This window comes from Enterobacter sp. LU1 (genome assembly GCF_008271405.2).
Taxonomy (GTDB): domain Bacteria; phylum Pseudomonadota; class Gammaproteobacteria; order Enterobacterales; family Enterobacteriaceae; genus Enterobacter; species Enterobacter hormaechei_C.
Genome location: NZ_CP043438.2, coordinates 1,099,751 through 1,120,120, shown reverse-complemented (window position 1 = coordinate 1,120,120; position 20,370 = coordinate 1,099,751). Strand labels below are relative to the sequence as shown.

Here is a 20,370-nt window from a genome sequence, read left to right as displayed (position 1 = left end):
ACCCATCACGGTTAATTATCGATCAACTTCAAATAATCACTATTCCCTCTGGCGAAATGTGAAAATTAAGTTGCGCGATTTTCAGACTTTCCCCACGATAAGTAGAACGTTCTACTAAAACGTTCTACTTAAAAATAACAGCGCGAAAAAGCGCTACTCGGGGGAAATCAGCATGAGCCTGATATCAGGGTTTGTTAAATCGCTGTCTAAGTTATCGATGATTGGTCGCGCCTTAATGCTGCCAATTTCACTGCTTCCCGCTGCGGGCCTGCTGCTGGCCTTCGGCGATAAGTTCCATCTGCCGCTGATGATGAACGCCGGCGGGGTTATCTTTGATAACCTGCCGATGCTGTTCGCCATCGGCTCTGCCGTCGGACTGGCTTCGGAATCCGGCATTGCCGCACTCTCTGCCGCGGTCTCCGTGTTTGTCACCAACATCACCATCAGCACCGTGCTGAGCATCACGCCGGAAATGGCCTCTCAGGGCGGCAAATACGCCATGGTCGTTGGCATTCCGACGTTGCAGATGGGCGTCTTTGGCGGCCTGATCTGCGGTATTCTTGCGGCCTGGTGTTACAACCGCTTCCACACCATGCAGCTGCCGGAGTTCCTCGGCTTCTTCTCCGGCAAGCGCTTTGTGGCGATTGCGACGGCGTTTCTGTCGTTCCTGCTCGGCCTGCTGCTGCCGTACGTCTGGCAGCATATTCAATCCGGGATCGACGCCCTGTCCGTGGTGGTAAACGGCGATAACCAGGCGGCCTCGACCTTTATCTTCGGGCTGGTGGAGCGCGCGTTGATCCCGCTCGGCCTGCACCATATCTGGTATCCCTCCTTCTGGTATTCGTTCGGGGATTACACTACCCAGGCGGGTCAGGTGATCCACGGTGACCAGACCATCTGGTTCAAGATGCTGGAAGAGGGAGTGAAATCCTTCAGCAGCGACACCTACCAGAACGCCGGGAAATTCATGCAGGGCGAGTTCCCGCTGATGCTGTTCGCACTGCCTGCGGCGTGTCTGGCGATGTACCACGAAGCGCACACGAAGAATAAGAAAATCGCGGCCGGTATTCTGTTCTCTGCGGCCCTCACCTGCTTCCTGACGGGCATCACTGAGCCGGTAGAGTTCACCTTTATCTTCGTGGCGCCGATCCTTTACGTCTTCAACGCCATTATGGCGGGCCTGGCGTACATGACCATGTACCTGCTGCATGCGCACATCGCCAAGTCGTTCTCGGCGGGCTTTATCGACTACCTGTCGTTCGGGATCCTGCCGTCGTTTAACGGCTATCAGACCAACTTCCTGAGCGCCATTATCATCGGCATTCCGATGGCATTGATCTACTACTTCACCTTCCGCTTCGTGATCCGTCGCTTCGACGTGAAAACGCCGGGCCGCACCGAAGTGACCGCCAGCGCGAATGACAAGTCCGATTCCGAACTTGCCACCGAAATCATCGGCCTGCTGGGCGGTGCGCAGAACATTGATTCCGTCGGCTCCTGCATCACGCGTCTGCGTCTGGAAGTGGCGAAGAGCGAAGCGGTGGACCGGGACGGGCTGAACGGGCTTGGCGCGCGCGGCGTGGTGTTCGTTGGCGATAACGGAATACAGGTGATTTTCGGGGCCAGAGCACAGTTTATCGCCCAGACCATGTCCACGATGATTGGCAAATAATAAGATGCCTGAAGGAGGCGTCTCCTGTACGCTGGGGGACGCCTCTTATCTGGCTGATAATCGGGAAATTTCAGGGAGCGGTTTTGAAGAAAGTCAGCATTATTGATGTCGCAAAGCATGCGGGCGTGTCGGTTTCTACCGTTTCGCTGGTGCTGCGCCAGAAAGGGAAGATCTCAGAGGCGACGATCGGGAAGGTCAATGCCGCCATCACAACGCTGGGCTATGTTCATAACGTCGCCGCTGCCAATCTTCGCGCCAACACCTCCAACTTAATCGGCCTGATCCTGCGCGACTTCAGCGACAGCTTTTCCATCAAGGTGATGGCGAGCATCGTTCAGGAGCTGGAGAAACAGGGTTATATGGTATTTCTCGGTCAGCCGCTGAACGACGGCGAACATCTTGAGCGTACCCTGCTCTCATTTAAGCAGCAGGGCGTGGCGGGCGTCATCTACCTGGCGTCGGACACCCGCGCCGCCTCTCTTCCGGAACACATTCGTCACTGCCCGCTGCCGCTTGTGGCGGTTTCGCAGTCGTTGCTGGAAGAGAAATGCAACCTGGTGATGCGCGATAACCGCCAGGCGGCGAACCTGGCCGCGCGTTATATTATCGAGCGCGGGCACCGTAACATCGCCTACATTGGCGGGCGCGACGGGTGCCGTATCCGCGAGCAGCGCCTGCTTGGTTTTCGCAGCGCGATGACGCAGAGCGGCCTGGTCTGGCGTGAGGAATATTCTCCCGCCTGCACCGATGACACGCAGGCGGCGGCCATGGCGACTCGTCAGCTGCTGGAGAAGAACAACACGATTACCGCCCTGCTCTGCCATTCACCGGACGCGATGATCGGTTCAATCTCAGGTATTCACCAGGTGGGGCGCACGGTGGGTAAAGACGTGTTTTTAACCCAGCAGGTGGCGCTGATTGGTTTTGAAGATATGCTCCACGTTAATCTCACGTCGCCGTCACTGACTTACGTTTCGTCTGCCAGCGAAGAGACCGGCCGCCAGGCGGCAGGGCTGATGATCCGCAGGCTGAAAGAGCCGGATCTGCAAACGCAGCGCATTACCCTCTCCGGGCAGCTTATCGCGCGAGAATCGGCGTAAAATCAGAATTTAGCACAGGTTTGCTGCGGCGGATCTGCTGCTATATTCCCATGATTTGCCATGGATAAATGCAATGCCTACCATTATCACCCACGCTGCCGTACCTCTGTGTCTGGGCTTAGGGCTCGGAACCAAAGTCATCCCACCCCGCCTGCTGTTTGCCGGGATCGTCCTCGCCATGCTGCCCGATGCCGACGTACTGGCGTTTAAATTCGGTGTCGCCTACGGGAATATTTTCGGCCACCGCGGTTTCACTCATTCGCTACTGTTTGCCCTGGTGGTGCCGATACTCTGCGTGCTGGCAGGCCGACGTTGGTTCAGGGCCAGCCTGACGCGGTGCTGGCTGTTTTTAACCGTATCATTGCTGTCGCACAGCCTGCTGGATTCAATAACGACAGGCGGGAAAGGCATCGGCTGGCTGTGGCCATGGTCTGATGAACGCTTCTTTGCGCCGTGGCAGGTGATCAAGGTCGCGCCGTTTGCGCTGTCACGCTACACCACGCCGTACGGGCATCAGGTAATCATTTCAGAACTGCTGTGGGTGTGGCTGCCGGGGATGTTGCTGATGGGGTTGCTGTGGTGGAGGCGGAGGTAAAAGAAAAGCCGGGTGGCGGCTACGCCTTACCCGGCCTACGGTCGTGATTTTGTAGGCCCGGTAAGCGTTAGCGCCACCGGGCGTTACGGACCTACTTACGACGCCAGGTGGTTCCCTGCGGGCCGTCTTCCAGAATAATGCCCATCTCGGTCAGACGGTTACGCGCCGCATCCGCCGCCGCCCAGTCTTTCGCCTGACGCGCTTCGAGACGCGCTTTGATCAGTGCTTCAATTTCCGCCACTTCACCGTCGTCCGCCTGCGCGCCGCTTTGCAGGAACAGGTCCGGCTCCTGCTCCAGCAGGCCGAGCACGGAAGAGAGCTTACGCAGATGAGACGCCAGCGCATTGGCCGCCGCCATATCTTCTGACTTCAGGCGGTTCACCTCACGCGCCATGTCGAACAGCACGGAGTAGGCTTCCGGGGTGTTGAAGTCGTCGTTCATGACCTCAACGAAGCGGGCCTCGAACGCCTCACCGCCTGCGGCCGGAACAGATTTATCGGTGCCGCGCAAGGCGGTATACAGACGCTCCAGCGCAGCGCGAGCCTGCTTCAGGTTCTCTTCGCTGTAGTTCAGCTGGCTGCGATAGTGGCCAGACATCAGGAAGTAGCGCACGGTTTCCGCGTCGTAATACTTCAGCACGTCGCGCACGGTGAAGAAGTTACCCAGCGATTTCGACATCTTCTCGCGGTCAACCATCACCATCCCGGAGTGCATCCAGTAGTTCACGTACTCGCCGCCGTGTGCACAGGTGGACTGCGCGATTTCGTTTTCATGGTGCGGGAACATCAGATCCGAACCGCCGCCATGGATGTCGAAATGGTTGCCCAGCTGCTTGCAGTTCATCGCGGAACATTCAATGTGCCAGCCCGGACGCCCTTCGCCCCACGGGGATGGCCAGCTCGGTTCGCCCGCTTTGGACATCTTCCACAGCACGAAGTCCATCGGATTACGCTTCACGTCAACCACGTCCACGCGCGCACCGGCCTGGAGCTGGTCCAGATCCTGGCGGGAAAGCGCACCGTAGGTTGGGTCCGTAGGCACCGAGAACATCACGTCACCGTTGTCCGCCACATAGGCGTGACCACGCTCGATCAGCTTTTGGGTGATATCAATGATTTCATGGATATGGTGGGTCGCACGCGGCTCGCTGTCCGGGCGCAGAATATTTAAGGCATCAAAATCCTTGTGCATTTCGGCGATCATGCGATCCACCAGCGCGACAAAGCTTTCGCCATTTTCATTAGCACGTTTAATGATTTTGTCGTCGATGTCGGTGATGTTGCGCACGTACTTCAGGTTGTAGCCCAGGAAGCGCAGGTAGCGTGACACCACGTCGAACGCGACAAAGGTACGGCCATGGCCGATATGACAGAGATCGTAAACCGTAATACCACACACGTACATGCCGACTTCCCCGGCATGGATAGGTTTAAATTCCTCTTTTTGGCGCGTCATTGTATTAAAGATTTTTAACATCGAAGATTCCATGTAAACACGTGTGTGGATTGTTTGTTCCTTATAATACCCATAATTCGGAGTACGGTCAGCACACAATGCAAGGTGATCGTGTCCTGTGGTTATGCTATAACAAGCCCCTATATGTGACCCGAGCACGGGTCGACGCACCACAATAACGGAACAGGATGCAAAAATGGTTACTTTCCACACTAATCATGGCGATATCGTAATCAAAACCTTTGATGACAAAGCGCCTGAAACAGTTAAAAACTTCCTGGACTACTGCCGCGAAGGTTTCTACAACAACACTATTTTCCACCGTGTGATCAACGGCTTTATGATCCAGGGCGGCGGTTTCGAGCCTGGCATGCGCCAGAAAGAGACGAAAGAAGCGATCAAAAACGAAGCGAACAACGGCCTGAAAAACACCCGTGGTACGCTGGCAATGGCCCGTACTCAGGCGCCACACTCTGCGACCGCACAGTTCTTCATCAACGTAGCGGACAACGACTTCCTGAACTTCTCTGGCGAAAGTCTGCAAGGCTGGGGCTACTGCGTATTCGCAGAAGTGGTTGAAGGGATGGACGTGGTCGACAAGATCAAAGCCGTTTCTACTGGCCGCAGCGGTATGCACCAGGACGTTCCTAAAGAAGACGTTGTGATCACAAGCGTGACCGTCAGCGAGTAATTCGTGGCGACACTCTTTATTGCGGATCTGCATCTGCAAACAGAAGAACCGGCGATAACCGCCGGTTTTCTGCGTTTTTTACGCGGTGAAGCGAAAAGCGCCGACGCGCTGTACATTCTGGGCGACCTGTTTGAGGCCTGGATTGGCGACGACGATCCGAACCCGCTGCACCGTGAGATGGCGGCGGCCATTAAAGCACTGGTGGATTCCGGCGTCCCCTGCTATTTCATTCACGGCAACCGTGATTTCCTGATCGGCCAGCGCTACGCCCGCGAGAGCGGTATGACGCTGCTGCCGGAAGAGCAGGTGCTCAACCTCTATGGCCGCAATATTCTGATCATGCACGGCGACACGCTCTGCACTGACGATACCGGCTACCTGGCGTTTCGCGCCAAAGTTCACACCCCGTGGATCCAGAAAGTGTTCCTCGCCCTGCCGCTGTTTATCCGCAACCGCATCGCCGCCAGAATGCGCGCGGGCAGCAAGGCCGCCAACAGCAGCAAATCGATGACCATCATGGACGTCAATCCGCAGGCGGTGGTGAAGGTGATGGAGAAGCATCGCGTTCAGTGGCTGATCCACGGCCATACCCATCGTCCCGATGTGCATTCCCTTATCGCCAACGGCGAGCCCGCCCATCGCGTGGTTTTAGGCGCCTGGCACAGCGAAGGATCGATGGTCAAAGTTACGCCGGAAGGTGTCGAACTGATCGCCTTCCCGTTTTAACGCCTCCCCGTCTTTTCGCTCACTTCCCGACCACGCAACCGTTTTCCTTGCCGGTATTACATGCTATTCTCTGTGCCCTCGAAAGCAGTGTGTTCCGCACCACAGGAGTTTTAAGACGCATGTCTTCCCGCAATAATCCGGCGCGTGTCGCCATCGTGATGGGGTCCAAAAGCGACTGGGCTACCATGCAGTTCGCCGCCGAAATCTTTGAAATCCTGAATGTTCCGCACCACGTCGAAGTGGTTTCCGCGCACCGTACGCCGGATAAACTGTTCAGCTTCGCCGAAAGCGCCGAAGAGAACGGTTACGAGGTGATCATTGCCGGTGCGGGCGGCGCAGCACATCTGCCGGGCATGATTGCCGCCAAAACGCTGGTGCCGGTACTGGGTGTTCCCGTGCAAAGCGCCGCGTTAAGCGGGGTGGATAGCCTTTACTCTATCGTCCAGATGCCGCGCGGTATTCCTGTCGGTACCCTGGCGATTGGTAAAGCAGGTGCGGCAAATGCCGCCCTGCTGGCCGCGCAGATCCTGGCGACGCATGATAAAGATTTGCACCAGCGTCTGGCGGAGTGGCGTAAAGCCCAGACCGATGAGGTGCTGGATAACCCGGATCCGCGGGGTGCAGCATGAAGCAGGTTTGCGTTCTTGGTAATGGTCAGCTTGGCCGGATGCTACGTCAGGCCGGTGAGCCGCTGGGTATTGCCGTCTGGCCCGTCGGGCTGGATGCCGAGCCGGAAGCCGTGCCGTTCCATCAGAGCGTGATCACCGCCGAAATTGAACGCTGGCCGGAAACCGCCCTGACCCGCGAGCTGGCGCGCCATAACGCCTTTGTGAACCGCGACGTCTTCCCGATCATTGCCGACCGTCTCACGCAAAAACAGCTTTTCGACAAGCTCGGCCTCGCGACCGCGCCGTGGCAGCTGCTTTCCGATAAGCGCGAGTGGGATGACGTGTTTGCGATGTTGGGAGACCTGGCGATTGTGAAGCGTCGCGTCGGCGGCTACGACGGCCGCGGGCAGTGGCGCCTGCGCGCGAACGACACCGCCGAGCTGCCGGACGACTGCTACGGCGAGTGCATTGTTGAGCAGGGCATTAACTTTAGCGGTGAAGTGTCGCTGGTTGGCGCGCGCGGGCATGACGGGCACACCGTTTTTTACCCGCTAACGCATAACCTGCATCAGGACGGGATTCTGCGCACCAGCGTCGCCTTCCCGCAGGCCAATGCTGACCAGCAGGCGCAGGCGGAAGAGATGCTCTCTGCCATTATGCATGAGCTGGGCTATGTGGGCGTGATGGCGATGGAGTGTTTCGTCACGCCGTCGGGTCTGCTGATCAACGAACTTGCGCCGCGCGTGCACAACAGCGGCCACTGGACGCAAAACGGCGCCTCCATCAGCCAGTTCGAGCTGCACCTGCGCGCCATCACCGATCTGCCGCTGCCGCAGCCGGTGGTGACCAGCCCGTCGGTAATGATCAACCTGATCGGCACCGATCTGAACTACAACTGGCTGAAGCTGCCGCTGGTGCACCTGCACTGGTACGACAAAGAGGTGCGTCCGGGGCGTAAGGTCGGCCATCTGAACCTGAACGATACCGACACGGACCGACTGAGCGCCACGCTGGAAGCGATTGTTCCCCTGCTGCCGCCAGAATATGCGAGCGGTATTGTCTGGGCGCAGTCAAAACTGAAGTAAGTATCCCTCGCCGGGGAGTTGACCTTCCCCTTCCCCGGCGTACAATCCCCGCCCATTGCTGCTCAGTTTTCTTCTGGAACCACCATGAACGATGGAACGGACTATCGCGCGATCCTCGCGTCCGATACCCCTTTAATCGACGTTCGCGCGCCGATCGAATTTGCCCAGGGTGCGATGCCCGCCGCACTCAACCTGCCCTTAATGAACGACGACGAGCGTGCCGCCGTCGGCACCTGCTATAAACGCCAGGGTCCGGACGCCGCGCTGGCGCTCGGCCATAGCCTGGTCAACGGCGAGACGCGCGAGGCGCGCATCAGCGCCTGGCGGGAAGCCAGCCTTGCCCATCCTGAGGGCTACCTTTGCTGCGCGCGCGGTGGCCAGCGCTCACACATCTCCCAGGCCTGGCTGAAAGAGGCGGGAATCGACTACCCGCTGATCCGCGGCGGCTATAAGGCCCTGCGTCAGACGGCGATTCAGGTGACCATTGAGCAGTCACAAAAGCCGATGGTGCTTATCGGCGGCTGCACCGGTAACGGGAAAACGCTGCTGGTGAAGCAGCATGCGCAGGGCATCGATCTGGAAGGGCTGGCGCACCATCGCGGCTCGTCATTTGGCCGCACGCTCACGCCGCAGCTTTCCCAGGCCAGCTTTGAAAATCACCTTGCGGTTGAGCTATTGAAAAAAGACGCCGCGCGCTGGGTGCTGGAAGATGAAGGCCGGATGATTGGCTCTAACCACCTGCCGGAGTGCCTGCGAGACCGCATGGCTGAAGCGCCTGTCGTGGTGGTCGAGGATCCGTTTGAGATCCGTCTTGAGCGCCTGCGCGAAGAGTATTTCGTCCACATGTGGGCCGACTTTTCTGCCGCCTGCGGTGAAGAGGCGGGCTGGAAAGCGTACAGCGAATATCTGCATCACGGCCTGTACGCCATTCGTCGCCGTCTGGGGCTGCAACGCTTTGCGGAATTTACCGCCCTGCTGGATGCCGCGCTTGTCGAGCAACAGCGTACTGGCAGCACTGACGCGCACTTCAGCTGGCTTGTGCCGTTGCTGAAGGACTATTACGACCCGATGTACGGCTATCAGCTGGAGAAAAAGGCGGAGAAGATTGTGTATCGCGGGACGTACGAAGAAATTGCTGAGTGGCTCGATCGCTGAAAAATAAAGCCGGGTGGCGAGGTAAAAGCAAAACGGCAACCTGGGTTGCCGTTTTTAATGTTTTTTCCCTCTCCCCGTGGGAGAGGGTCAGGGTGAGGGCATCAGGCCGCACCCTACATGACAACTTAGAAGTCGTAACGCAGACGCACCAGGTTCATATCGCCCAGGTTGTCGGTGCTGGAGGTGAACACGTGTTCGTAATCCACGCGGAAACCGTAATCCAGCTGGAAGCTGATACCCACACCGTTGTCGATGCGCTGGTAGTTACGGCCATTCACGTACTCAATACGGTCGCCCATGAAGTACGGCTGGATGGATTTCACCGCATACTGACCAACCGGGAACTTGTAACCCGCAAAGTATTCAATACCCCATGCATCACCGGCGAAGTAGTCGTTAACGGACACTTTTTTGGTGGTCAGGAAGTTTTGATACCAGCCGCCGCCTGCGGAGAAGGTCCAGTTATCCGGCGTCCAGCTCAGGGCGGTACCAAGGATGTTCTGGTCGTAGGATTTGCTGTCGCCGTTGTCCGGGTTACGCATGTCCGCGCGGGTGTAGTTCCACGCTGCGCCCCAGGTCAGATCGGTGGTCAGGTGATAATCGATACCCAGAGAACCGCCGCCTTTACGCTTGTAGCGCAGGCCGTTGCCCGGCAGGTATTCGCTGTCTTCAAACAGGTAAGAGGCGTAGATGTCAGCATCGCCCACGGTTTTCTTGTACTTCAGCATCTGGCGTGAACGGTAAGAGCCGTCGTAGTCGCCATTGATCCCGTTACCTGGCGCCTGACCAATCATGTCGTAGTCCCAGATGTCGGTTTTTGCGCCCACCACGTCATAGTACACGCTGTTCTGCTGGCCGAAGGTCAGCGTACCCCAGGTGTCGCTCTTCAGACCGGTGTAGAGCATACGACGAGAGGTGTCGTGCGCGCCGTCGGCGTAGTGATGATCCCAGTTGAACTGCGCCGGAATGTTCACACCCAGCTCGTAGTAGCTGATCCAGCTGATGTCATCGAACAGGTAGTAATCCGCAGCGAAACGGAAGCGGGTGCCGCCGTCAAAGCCGTTGCGCTTGTAGCTGTTTTTGCCGTCATCACCGGTCATATTCTGGAACTGAGGACGAATACTGCCGCCAACGGTGAAGTTCAGGCGGCTCAGCGGGTTACCCGCCTGCGGATCCTGTTTCAGAAGGGTGATTTCCGCCTGAGATGCGAAAGAAGCCAATGCCACTGCTGCGCCGATCGTTGTCGCCAGCGCTGTTTTTCTTATAGTCATTCTTTTTCCTTGATAGACACGCTGCTAAATATTTAGCTGGTGAATATTAACCGGAAAAATTCGGGCTGTGTGGGCGGGTTTTTAATGTTTTGTGCTACTAAATGCAGGGGCATTAACGATTTGTGCCGTTAAGCGATGACACACCAGCAGAAATGCCGGTGCGTCATCATCACGTCAGTAAACTAGCTGACAAACTGGCGGAATAGCGCTTTACCTTTCAACAGCCGGGTTCCGAGCCAGCCGCCGCACAGGGACAGCAGCACGGCGCCGCAGACGGGCAGCGTGAGCCACAGCCGCCAGTCGGGCTCCCACGGGAAGTCGAAGACTTTGCTCTGGAGTACCGCCAGCGCGGTTTCCGCCCCGATGGCCGCCACCAGGCCCGCCACCAGACCGAGCAGGGCAAATTCGCTCCACAGCGTGGCGCGCAGCAGCCGTTTACTGGCTCCCAGCGTGCGGTAGACCACCAGCTCCTGATGACGCTGACGCATGCCCACCTGCACCTGCGCCAGCAGCAACAGCACGCCGCAGACGGTCACCAGTACTACCATCACCTCCAGCGCGCGGCTCACCTGCTCCAGCACCTGCCCGACCTGTTTGAGGATCGCGCCGATATCCAGCAGGCTCACCGTCGGAAATTCCCGGTTAAGCTGCGTCAGCATGCCGTTGCCGTTTTCCCAGCGGAAGCTGGTGAGCCAGCTCTGGGGCTGTCCGTCCAGCGCACCCGGCGGGAAGATGAAGAAGAAGTTTGGTCGCAGGCTTTCCCAGTCCACTTTACGCAGGCTGGTAACTTTGGCGGTGAAATCCTGGGTATCACCGGTGAAGGTCACGCTGTCGCCGAGGTTCACGTTCAGGCGTGTCGCCAGCCCCTCCTCCATCGACACTTCCCCCGCTTTCGGCGGCCAGGTGCCGGCAACGATCGGGTTATGGTCCGGACGTTTCGCCTGCCAGGTCAGGTTGAGTTCGCGATTGAGCGATTCATCCTTATTTCCCTCCGTCGACTGGCCGTTGATCTGCGTCAGTCGGGCGCGCACGATCGGATAGAACGATTCCGGAATAATGTGATGCTCAGACAGGAAACCCTTCAGCGGCGTCACCTGTTCGGGAGCAATGTTGATCAGGAAATAGTTCGGGCTTTCCGGCGGAAGCTGTTGCTGCCAGCGATCCAGCAGATCCCCGCGCAGCACCAGCAGAAGCGCCAGCAGCATAAACGACAGCGAAAATGCCGAGAGCTGGCTGAGGGTAGACCACGGCTGGTGCAGCAGTCGGTTAACCGCTAACCGTATGGGGAGTGATTTAACTGTCAGCTTTCTCAGGACATTAAGCAGTATCCAGCCCACTACGCCGCACAGCAGCGCCAGCACCACCGCGCCCGCCAGCACCGCCCACAGCAGCGTACTGCCGCCCATCAGCCAGGCCAACAGCCCGACCGCCACCGCAATAATCACCGGCAGATAGAACTTCAGCGGCCAGACGCTGGCCACCACATCGCGGCGCAGCACGCGCAGCGGCTGGGTGGCGAGCAGCAGCCGGTACGGGCGTAACCCCACCAGCAGGGAGATCGTCGTCATCGCGCCGATGGCCCACAGCCACGGCCAGAGGCTGGCAGGCGGTAATGCGGCGGGCAATACCGGTTTGAGCAGCACCATCAGCAGCTTTTCAAACAGCAGCCCTATCGCCCCGCCGGTCAGAGCCGACAGCGCCAGCACCATCAGCCACTGGCCGACAATCAGCTTGCGCAGCTGCGCGCGGCCCGCGCCGAGGGTTTTGAGGATCGCCACCAGATCGTAACGGCTGCGGCAGTAGTGCCCCATCGCCACGGCAACCGCCGCAATGGCAAGCAGCAGAGTTAACAGCGCCGACAGCAGCAGGAACTGCTGGGAACGTTCGAGGGATTTGCCGAGCGCCCCGTCATCCTGCTCCAGCCCGTACCAGCGGTGTTCCGGCTTGAGCTGCGGCAGGAGCCATTTTTCGTACGCCTCCAGCTGCGCAGGCGTCCCGCCAAACTTATACCGCCAGGTGACACGGCTTCCCGGCTGGACGGCGTTGGTTTTCGCCACATCAGCGGTGTTCATCAGCAGGCGCGGCGCAAGCTGGAACGGATTAAATCCAGAGTCGGGCTCCTGCACCACTTCCCCGGCAATTTTGAGTGTCGCGTCGCCGACGTCGATACTGTCGCCGGGTTTCAGGTTCAGCAGCGCCATCAGTCGCGATGCCAGCAGGACCGTACCGGCCGTCGGTTTTAGCCCCGGCGGGCTGGTTTGTAAGTCACCATACATCGGGTAGATGTCATCCACGGCTTTTACGCTGGCAAGCTGCGGCGTGTCGCCCGCAAAGGTCATAGTCTGAAAGGTGATCTGCTCCCCTACCTTCAGCCCCTCTTTGCGCGCTTCCTCAATCCAGCCCGGCGGCACGGGGCGAGAACTTTGCAGAGCCCGGTCCCCGGCCATAAATTCCCGACTCTGCTGGCTAAGCCCTTTCTCCATACGATCGCTGACGCTGCCGAGCGCCAGCACGCAGGCCACCGCCAGGCTCAACGCCAGCCAGACAATCAGCAGCGAGGGCGAGCGCCACTCGCGCCAGAACCAGCGGGCAATCATGCTTCCTCCTGAAGAATACCGTTCACCAGCCGCAGGCGGCGGTCGCAGCGGGCGGCCAGCTGCGGATCGTGGGTAACCAGAATCAGCGTGGTGCCGTGCTCGCGGTTGAGGGAAAACAGCAGATCGGCAATCTTGTCTCCGGTTTTACGGTCAAGGTTACCAGTGGGTTCATCGGCAAACAGCACTTCAGGGCGCCCGTTAAACGCGCGCGCCAGCGCCACGCGCTGCTGCTCACCGCCGGAAAGCTGTGCCGGAAGATGGTCGAGACGTTTGCCTAGCCCCAGCTGTTCCAGCAACGCCTTGGCGTGATCGCGGCTTTCACGGGTATTGTCACCGCGCAGCAGGCCGGGCAGCTCAACGTTTTCCATCGCGTTCAGCGTCGGGATCAGCATGAATGACTGAAAGACAAACCCGATATGCCGGGCACGCAGCGCGGCGCGGGCCTCTTCATCAAGCGCGTGGAGGGGCTGGCCGACCAGGTTCACTTCCCCACTGCTGCCATCGTCCAGACCGGCGAGAATGGCCAGCAGCGTGGACTTACCGGAACCGGATTCACCAATCAGGGCGATGGTTTCGGCACGTTTGACAACGAGTTCAACTCCGGTGAGGATGGAAAGCTCGTGTTCTCCCTGACCGACGGACTTCTTAAGACGATGAACTTCAACAATGTTTTCCGCTGGCATTTGCCCTTCCTGTTTTTGATGCTGATGACCTTCCGCGCGGCGGCTGCGGACACGTTATTGATTCTGGGCGACAGCCTGAGCGCGGGCTATCGTATGGCCGCCAGTGCGGCCTGGCCCGCCCTGCTCAATGATAAATGGCAGTCCCGGGCATCTGTCGTGAACGGCAGCATCAGCGGCGATACGTCGCAGCAAGGCTTATCGCGCCTGCCTGCCCTGCTTAAGCAGCATCAACCGCGTTGGGTGCTGGTTGAACTGGGCGGTAATGATGGTTTGCGCGGCTTCCAGCCTCAGCAAACGGAGCAAACGCTGCGGACTATTTTGCAGACCATTAAGGCCGCCAATGCCCAGCCGCTGCTGATGCAAATTCGCCTGCCCGCCAACTACGGCCGTCGGTATAATGAGGCGTTTAGCGCGATCTATCCTAAGCTTGCCAAAGAGTTTGATATTCCGCTGCTGCCATTTTTCATGGAAGAGGTCTATCTGAAACCCCAGTGGATGCAGGATGATGGCATTCACCCCAATCGCGATGCCCAGCCGTTCATTGCCGACTGGATGGCAACCCGGCTGGCTCCTTTAGTAAAACATGACTCGTCAAACAGCTGAGAACCTGACAGGTAAAGTTATGCAAAAATCGGTCTTAATAACAGGATGTTCCAGCGGAATTGGCCTTGAAAGCGCCCTTGAACTGAAACGTCAGGGGTTTTGGGTACTGGCAGCCTGCCGCAAACCCGAGGATGTCGAACGCATGCGAGGGCTGGGATTTACCGGCATTCTGCTGGATCTCGATTCGCCAGAGAGCGTAGAGCAGGCCGCCGATGAGGTTATCGCCCTGACCAACAACCGTCTTTACGGTCTGTTCAACAATGCGGGCTACGGCGTGTACGGCCCGCTACAGACTCTCTCACGGGAACAGCTGGAGCAGCAGTTCTCCGCAAACTTTTTCGGGGCGCATCAGCTTACCATGCGCCTTCTCCCCGCCATGCTGCCGCACGGCGAAGGGCGCATCGTGATGACCTCCTCGGTCATGGGCCTGATCTCCACGCCGGGGCGCGGGGCTTACGCCGCCAGCAAATATGCGCTTGAAGCCTGGTCCGATGCGTTGCGCATGGAGCTGCGCCACAGCGGTATTAAGGTCAGCCTGATTGAACCGGGCCCGATCCGCACCCGCTTTACGGAAAACGTTAACCAGACGCAGGCGGACAAACCGGTCGAAAACCCCGGCATCGCGGCGCGTTTTACGCTTGGGCCAGAAGCCGTTGTTGCCAAAGTGCGCCACGCGTTTGAGAGCGATACCCCTAAAATGCGCTATCCGGTCACGCTGGTAACCCATGCCGTCGGCTGGTTGAAACGCCTGCTGCCGGGGCGGATGATGGACAAAATTTTGCAGGGTTGAGTTGAAGCGACGACGCTTACCCCCATGTAAAGAGTAAACCGATAAAAGAGAATGCCGCATGTCCGTACAGAATATCGTCAACATAACTGAAGCTAACCTGCAACAGACGCTCGAACAGTCAATGACTAAACCGGTGCTGTTCTACTTCTGGTCTGAACGCAGCCAACACTGCCTGCAACTGACGCCGGTCCTGGAAAGCCTTGCCGCGCAGTACAACGGTCAGTTCATTCTGGCGAAGCTGAATTGTGACGCCGAACCAATGGTGGCTTCCCAGTTTGGCCTGCGCGCGATCCCAACCGTCTACCTGTTCCAGAACGGTCAGCCGGTGGATGGCTTCCAGGGGCCGCAGCCGGAAGAGGCGATCCGCGCCCTGCTGGATAAAGTTCTGCCGCGCGAAGAAGAGCTGAAAGCGCAGGAAGCCATGGCGCTGATGCAGGAAGGCAAGTACGACGAGGCGCTGCCGCTGTTAAAAGACGCGTGGCAGCTGTCGAACCAGAACAGCCAGATTGGTCTGCTGCTGGCAGAGACCCAGATTGCGCTGCACCGCCCTGAAGACGCGGAAGCCGTGCTGAAAACGGTGCCGATGCAGGATCAGGATACCCGTTATCAGGGTCTGGTGGCGCAGATTGACCTGCTGAAACAGGCGGCCGATACCCCTGAAATTCAACAGCTTCAGCAGCAGGTTGCGGACAACCCGCAGGATGCCGCGCTGGCAAGCCAGCTGGCGCTTCAGCTTCATCAGGTGGGGCGTAACGAAGAGGCGCTGGAGCTGCTGTTTAGCCATCTTCAGAAGGACCTGGGCGCCGCAGACGGACAGGCGCGGAAGATGTTCCAGGAGATCCTGGCCGCGCTGGGTACCGGTGACGCGCTGGCGTCGAAATATCGTCGTCAGCTGTACGCGTTGCTCTACTAGTAAAAAAATGCCCGGTGGCGCTAACGCTTACCGGGCCTACAAAAGCCGATATTACCCCGTCTTTTTCAACTGCGTCACCACCAGCTGGTGGCGCGCGTTGTAAAACTTCCGATAGGTCAGGTAGCAGGCAATGATGGTGGACAGGCTCGCCGTAGAGAGCAGCATAAACGTCACCATAATCTGGTACTTAATCGCTTTTACCGGATCGATACCGGCAAAAATCAGCCCCGACATCATGCCCGGCAGGCTCACCAGACCCACCGTTTTGGCGGAATCCACCGTTGGGATCAGCGAAGAGCGAATGCTGTCGCGGATCAACCGCGCAGAGGCCACCTTCGGCGTCGCGCCCAGGCTTAGCTTCTCCTGAAGCTGCTGCTGTTCACTGCTGAACCGTTGCCCCAGATTGTTGTAGCACAACCCGACCGCCACCATCGCATTGCCCGCAATCATCCCGGAAATGGGGATCACCTGCATCGGCGTAAATTCTATCGAGCCGGAGAGTACCAGTACCGCCAGCGTTAACGCGGTCCCGGTAGTGATGGCGATCAACGACGAAATGAACGCTTTATCGATGTATTTACTGCGTTTCTGCGCGTTCCATGCCGCGTTAAAGCAGATAAACAGCACCATCAACAGGGTCAGCACGGCATGATTGACGTTGAAGATGTATTTCAGCACATAGCCGACGATGATGAGCTGAATGACCGCGCGGGCGATACTCCAAAGAATATCTTTTTCCAGCCCCAGCTTTTCCCGGTAGCTGACCACAATCGCCACCAGCACCAGGACCATCGACAGCGCCAGCGATTCGTTGGTTATGTTATGTTCACCCACGATGAGCCTCCTCCATTTTCCCGCCCTGCGGCCTGAGCGTGATGACATCATCCGCATGGGTAATTTCATTTGAATCATGCGTCACCCACAGCACGGCAATATTCTGCTCCCGGGCGTAGCGATGGATAATGTCATTGACGTTGCGCTTGTTAGCGTCATCCAGCGCGCTGGTGATTTCGTCCAGCAACAGCGCCTTCGGCAAGAATTGCAGGTTACGGATCAGCGAGACGCGCTGCTTTTCCCCTCCCGACAGTTCGGCGATCGATTTGGTCAGCGTCTCCGGCGAAAGCCCGAACCGAGTCAGATCGTCGGTAAACTTTTTTGGATCAGGCGTTTGGTTGCGGATGTGCCAGGGGAAAACCAGATTGTCGTACACCGTGTCGCCAAACAGGGACGGCGTTTGCACGCAGTATGACACCTGCTGGCGATAGCTTTCCGGTGAAAGCGTGGCGATATCTTTTCCTGCAAACAGGATGGTTCCCTCCGTTGGGCTCAGTAGCGAAGCCACGATTTTCAGGAGGGTGCTTTTGCCGCAGCCGGAGGAGCCAGTTATCAGTTTAAATTCGCCCGGAGAGAGACAAAAATCAACGTGCTGAAGGATGGTGTTATCACCCACACGAAAGCCAACATCCCTGATATCCAGAAGATTTTTTTTATTATTCATTCCGATTCCATTAACCGCTGTAATAAGAACAGCCTTTAGCATAATCCTTTCCGCTACGCAGCGCGAATAGCCTTAACCTATAGCAAGTGTTAAACTTTTTGCTCGCTAATTGTCACCTCTATAACTACAGGAAGTCAGCAACATGACACATATCTTTTATGAGTTCTCTTCCCTGAAGCCTGGTGTTCCTGATGTGGAAACATTAATGGAAGTCATCAATTCTTCTGAACTCACGCGTTTTGTCATGGGTGCAGAGGTGGTCGATTTTGTTAAGAAGGCGCTCATCGTTAACACCACAATCGGTAGCTTTAAAAACTGCTATTTTGCTTTCGATGATGGGGCTTACTTTCTCGAGTTTGACGGCAAGGGTAAATCCAGACGCTTTACTGAGGTGCCGGACTGGTTCGTTTCCCCCGCGGAATTTGCCCGCTCGCAATGGCTGATTAACCATGATCTGGCCGATGTGAAGGCGACGGCGTTTATTGACGTGCTGATGTCCTATCCGCTTAAAGAGCGCCGGGCGCACTGCAATCTGCTGTTTGGTCTGGATCTGCATAAGGTCAATGTGGTTCCGGCGCCTACAGCCCCTGCCGGAAAAATGGGCAATAAAAACGGAAAAACCACCAAGCCTCGCGTCACAGACCTCGGCTCTTTTGAGCTTTTTACCGCGTTCTTTGCGCGTATGAAAACCGCCGTCAATGCTAATGAATTCCCTACCCTACAGGTGCTGACCGGCCAGGAGGATCTTACAAAAGCGCCGCACAGCTTAAAGCAAGGGATCAGAACCTGGTTTAAGGCGATTACCGGCGATCTGCCGCCGAACAACAAACGTGTCGGGGCGGGCAATGCGGTATTGTTCTGCGCTCCCGTTCGCGAGCAGATCCAGCAGATAGAGGCCATCGGCCTGGAAAAATACTATCAGGGCTTATCAAAAGCTATCGCTGACGCCGGGGATGGGTTTATCACTGACTTCAGCTATACCTGGTCTGAAAAGTAACGCTTTGCGCCCCGCATCCCGAACGGGGCGTTTTATTTCTGCCAGTCCGGTTCCCACCTCTTTACAGGGGCGAAATCCTGTTCGTTAGCCGATATACTTACGTTCAACAAATACGCAGTTTTTCTCGTTACGGCATGCAAAACAGGAGGTTTTTATGCTCATCGTTGTTCCTGTCCTTATATTCGTTGCGCTGGTTATCGTGGGCGCAGGCGTCAAAATTGTCCCGCAGGGTTACCAGTGGACCGTCGAACGCTTCGGTCGCTACACCAATACTCTTCAGCCGGGTTTAAGCCTGATCGTCCCGTTCATGGACAGAATTGGGCGTAAGATCAATATGATGGAGCAGGTGCTGGATATCCCTTCCCAGGAAGTCATCTCCAAGGATAACGCCAACGTCACCATCGATGCGGTTTGCTTTATTCAGGTGATTGATGCGCCGAAAGCGGCCTATGAGGTGAGCAACCTGGAGCTGGCGATCGTCAACCTGACCATGACCAACATCCGTACCGTGCTTGGCTCAATGGAGCTGGACGAAATGCTCTCCCAGCGCGACAGCATAAATACCCGCCTGCTGCACATTGTGGATGAAGCCACCAATCCGTGGGGGATCAAAGTGACCCGCATTGAGATCCGCGACGTGCGCCCACCGGCAGAGCTGATTGCTTCCATGAACGCGCAGATGAAGGCCGAGCGTACCAAGCGTGCCTATATTCTTGAAGCCGAAGGGGTGCGTCAGGCTGAAATCCTGAAAGCGGAAGGGGAAAAACAGTCGCAGATCCTGAAAGCCGAGGGCGACCGTCAGTCTGCCTTCCTCCAGGCGGAAGCGCGTGAACGTTCGGCAGAAGCGGAAGCCCGCGCGACGCAAATGGTCTCCGAGGCGATTGCCGCCGGGGATATCCAGGCCGTGAACTACTTCGTCGCGCAAAAATATACCGATGCGCTGAAGGAGATCGGCTCCGCGAACAACAGCAAGGTGGTAATGATGCCGCTGGATGCCAGCAGTCTGATGGGATCTATCGCCGGAATTGCCGAGTTGATCAAAGACGGCGGAAACGAGCGTAAAAAATGATTGAGCTCATCGTTGCACATCCTCATGCGTTCTGGCTAAGCCTTGGCGGCTTACTGCTGGCCGCCGAGATGCTTGGCGGCAACGGTTATCTGCTGTGGAGCGGGGTTGCCGCGGTGATTACCGGGCTGGTCGTCTGGCTGCTGCCTGTCGGCTGGGAGTGGCAGGGCGCGCTGTTTGCCGTGCTGACGCTGCTGGCCGCCTGGCTGTGGTGGCGCTGGCTGAACAAACGGGTGAAGGCGCAGAAGCCGGTCGACGCGCACCTCAACCAGCGTGGGCAGCAGATCGTGGGTAGACGCTTTACGCTTGATAACGCGCTGATCAACGGACGCGGTCATATGCGCGTGGGGGACAGTTCGTGGCCAGTGGTGGCCGACGATGACCTCAGCGCCGGCACGCGGGTTGAGGTCATTGCGGTGGAAGGCATTACCCTGCGGGTTAAAGCCTGTTAGGCGTGGGTTTTACGGTGGCAGCAGCCGGAAAGATTGTCGATAATCGGGCACTCGGCGCTGTCATCTCCCGGGCAGGATTCTGCCAGCTGTAACAGTTGCTCACGCATCGCCTGTAATTCGATGATATGGCGTTCGATCTCCGCCACTTTTTCCAGCGTACGTTTTTTCACGTCGGCACTGTGGCGTTTCGGATCGTTAAACAGGTTAACCAGCTCGCCGCACTCTTCAAGGTTAAATCCTACCTGTCTTGCCTGGCGGAGTAACGTCAGTTCATCAAGATGCAGCTGCGTATAGCTGCGGTAGCCGTTCTCACTGCGCAACGGTGGCGTCACCAGCCCTTTTTCCTCATAAAAGCGAATCGCTTTGCTGGTTAAGCCGGTTTTTTTCGCAACATCGCTGATATTCACATTTC

The 20,370-nt window shown here is 57.5% G+C and carries 21 protein-coding genes; 14 read left to right on the top strand and 7 right to left on the bottom strand.

Annotated features, from left to right (window positions below):
- Positions 1 to 172 precede the first annotated feature (172 nt).
- The 3 genes from FZF21_RS05260 to FZF21_RS05250 all read left to right on the top strand — a co-directional run bounded on the left by FZF21_RS05260 (position 173) and on the right by FZF21_RS05250 (position 3,367).
- On the top strand, positions 173 to 1,672 hold the full coding sequence (locus FZF21_RS05260) for a PTS transporter subunit EIIC (protein ID WP_003858916.1): 1,500 nt from the start codon (positions 173 to 175) through the stop codon (positions 1,670 to 1,672).
- 83 nt (positions 1,673 to 1,755) lie between these two features.
- Positions 1,756 to 2,772 (top strand): Mal regulon transcriptional regulator MalI, encoded by a 1,017-nt coding sequence (gene malI / locus FZF21_RS05255; RefSeq protein ID WP_149121055.1) that lies wholly within the window; start codon positions 1,756 to 1,758, stop codon positions 2,770 to 2,772.
- A 73-nt stretch (positions 2,773 to 2,845) separates the two neighbouring features.
- A complete protein-coding gene (locus tag FZF21_RS05250) occupies positions 2,846 to 3,367 on the top strand; it encodes a metal-dependent hydrolase (protein ID WP_149121056.1) in 522 nt (173 codons plus the stop codon).
- 91 nt (positions 3,368 to 3,458) lie between these two features.
- Here the strand turns inward: FZF21_RS05250 and cysS are convergent, their stop codons facing one another.
- Positions 3,459 to 4,844, bottom strand: coding sequence for a cysteine--tRNA ligase (gene cysS, locus FZF21_RS05245; RefSeq protein WP_017383232.1), 1,386 nt, complete (start codon positions 4,842 to 4,844; stop codon positions 3,459 to 3,461).
- A 175-nt stretch (positions 4,845 to 5,019) separates the two neighbouring features.
- Between cysS and ppiB the strand changes: the two genes are divergently transcribed.
- The 5 genes from ppiB (at position 5,020) to mnmH (ending at position 9,088) form a co-directional block, all read left to right on the top strand.
- Complete coding sequence (gene ppiB, locus FZF21_RS05240) at positions 5,020 to 5,514, top strand: peptidylprolyl isomerase B (RefSeq protein ID WP_000256009.1); 495 nt, start codon at positions 5,020 to 5,022, stop codon at positions 5,512 to 5,514.
- A 3-nt stretch (positions 5,515 to 5,517) separates the two neighbouring features.
- Positions 5,518 to 6,240, top strand: coding sequence for a UDP-2,3-diacylglucosamine diphosphatase (gene lpxH / locus FZF21_RS05235; protein WP_023303214.1), 723 nt, complete (start codon positions 5,518 to 5,520; stop codon positions 6,238 to 6,240).
- A gap of 119 nt (positions 6,241 to 6,359) precedes the next feature.
- Positions 6,360 to 6,869, top strand: coding sequence for a 5-(carboxyamino)imidazole ribonucleotide mutase (purE, locus tag FZF21_RS05230; RefSeq protein ID WP_006809824.1), 510 nt, complete (start codon positions 6,360 to 6,362; stop codon positions 6,867 to 6,869).
- Positions 6,866 to 7,933 (top strand): 5-(carboxyamino)imidazole ribonucleotide synthase, encoded by a 1,068-nt coding sequence (gene purK / locus FZF21_RS05225; RefSeq protein ID WP_003858922.1) that lies wholly within the window; start codon positions 6,866 to 6,868, stop codon positions 7,931 to 7,933. Before purE ends, purK begins: the two co-directional genes overlap by 4 nt.
- Before the next feature lie 84 nt (positions 7,934 to 8,017).
- Positions 8,018 to 9,088, top strand: coding sequence for a tRNA 2-selenouridine(34) synthase MnmH (gene mnmH / locus FZF21_RS05220; RefSeq protein WP_015571228.1), 1,071 nt, complete (start codon positions 8,018 to 8,020; stop codon positions 9,086 to 9,088).
- A gap of 125 nt (positions 9,089 to 9,213) precedes the next feature.
- On the opposite strand, the gene FZF21_RS05215 is transcribed toward mnmH, so the two are convergent.
- The 3 genes from FZF21_RS05215 to ybbA all read right to left on the bottom strand — a co-directional run bounded on the left by FZF21_RS05215 (position 9,214) and on the right by ybbA (position 13,639).
- Complete coding sequence (locus FZF21_RS05215) at positions 9,214 to 10,359, bottom strand: porin (protein ID WP_017383228.1); 1,146 nt, start codon at positions 10,357 to 10,359, stop codon at positions 9,214 to 9,216.
- Positions 10,360 to 10,541: 182 nt separating this feature from the next.
- Positions 10,542 to 12,956, bottom strand: coding sequence for a putative ABC transporter permease subunit YbbP (ybbP, locus tag FZF21_RS05210; protein ID WP_015571231.1), 2,415 nt, complete (start codon positions 12,954 to 12,956; stop codon positions 10,542 to 10,544).
- Positions 12,953 to 13,639, bottom strand: a complete 687-nt coding sequence (gene ybbA, locus FZF21_RS05205; protein WP_032652752.1) for a putative ABC transporter ATP-binding protein YbbA — start codon at positions 13,637 to 13,639, stop codon at positions 12,953 to 12,955. The genes ybbP and ybbA overlap by 4 nt, the downstream gene beginning before the upstream one ends.
- On the opposite strand from ybbA, the gene tesA reads away from it, so the two are divergent.
- From tesA to FZF21_RS05190, 3 genes are read left to right on the top strand one after another with little or no spacing between them, the layout of a single operon-like run.
- Entirely contained in the window at positions 13,610 to 14,242 is a 633-nt protein-coding gene (tesA, locus tag FZF21_RS05200; protein ID WP_003858933.1) for a multifunctional acyl-CoA thioesterase I/protease I/lysophospholipase L1, read from the top strand. The two genes, ybbA and tesA, sit on opposite strands and share 30 nt — an antisense overlap.
- A complete protein-coding gene (locus FZF21_RS05195; RefSeq protein WP_006809829.1) occupies positions 14,223 to 15,032 on the top strand; it encodes an SDR family oxidoreductase in 810 nt (269 codons plus the stop codon). The genes tesA and FZF21_RS05195 overlap by 20 nt, the downstream gene beginning before the upstream one ends.
- Before the next feature lie 58 nt (positions 15,033 to 15,090).
- Positions 15,091 to 15,945, top strand: a complete 855-nt coding sequence (locus FZF21_RS05190; protein WP_047738017.1) for a co-chaperone YbbN — start codon at positions 15,091 to 15,093, stop codon at positions 15,943 to 15,945.
- Positions 15,946 to 15,996: 51 nt separating this feature from the next.
- Here FZF21_RS05190 and fetB read toward each other — a convergent pair whose 3' ends face one another.
- Positions 15,997 to 16,779 (bottom strand): iron export ABC transporter permease subunit FetB, encoded by a 783-nt coding sequence (fetB, locus tag FZF21_RS05185; protein WP_017383223.1) that lies wholly within the window; start codon positions 16,777 to 16,779, stop codon positions 15,997 to 15,999.
- Positions 16,772 to 17,443 carry an iron ABC transporter ATP-binding protein FetA gene (gene fetA, locus FZF21_RS05180; protein ID WP_047738019.1) on the bottom strand — a complete coding sequence of 224 codons (672 nt, stop codon included), beginning with the start codon at positions 17,441 to 17,443 and terminating at the stop codon, positions 16,772 to 16,774. The genes fetB and fetA overlap by 8 nt, the downstream gene beginning before the upstream one ends.
- A gap of 142 nt (positions 17,444 to 17,585) precedes the next feature.
- Here fetA and FZF21_RS05175 point away from each other — a divergent pair, with 142 nt between their 5' ends.
- The 3 genes from FZF21_RS05175 (at position 17,586) to FZF21_RS05165 (ending at position 19,958) form a co-directional block, all read left to right on the top strand.
- A complete protein-coding gene (locus FZF21_RS05175; protein ID WP_015571236.1) occupies positions 17,586 to 18,440 on the top strand; it encodes a hypothetical protein in 855 nt (284 codons plus the stop codon).
- A gap of 154 nt (positions 18,441 to 18,594) precedes the next feature.
- The gene (locus FZF21_RS05170) at positions 18,595 to 19,509 is read left to right on the top strand and encodes an SPFH domain-containing protein (protein WP_003858941.1); all 915 of its coding nucleotides are present in this window, start codon (positions 18,595 to 18,597) and stop codon (positions 19,507 to 19,509) included.
- Positions 19,506 to 19,958 carry an NfeD family protein gene (locus FZF21_RS05165; protein ID WP_015571238.1) on the top strand — a complete coding sequence of 151 codons (453 nt, stop codon included), beginning with the start codon at positions 19,506 to 19,508 and terminating at the stop codon, positions 19,956 to 19,958. Before FZF21_RS05170 ends, FZF21_RS05165 begins: the two co-directional genes overlap by 4 nt.
- Here the strand turns inward: FZF21_RS05165 and cueR are convergent.
- Complete coding sequence (gene cueR / locus FZF21_RS05160) at positions 19,955 to 20,365, bottom strand: Cu(I)-responsive transcriptional regulator (RefSeq protein WP_017383222.1); 411 nt, start codon at positions 20,363 to 20,365, stop codon at positions 19,955 to 19,957. The genes FZF21_RS05165 and cueR overlap by 4 nt on opposite strands.
- Positions 20,366 to 20,370 lie beyond the last annotated feature (5 nt).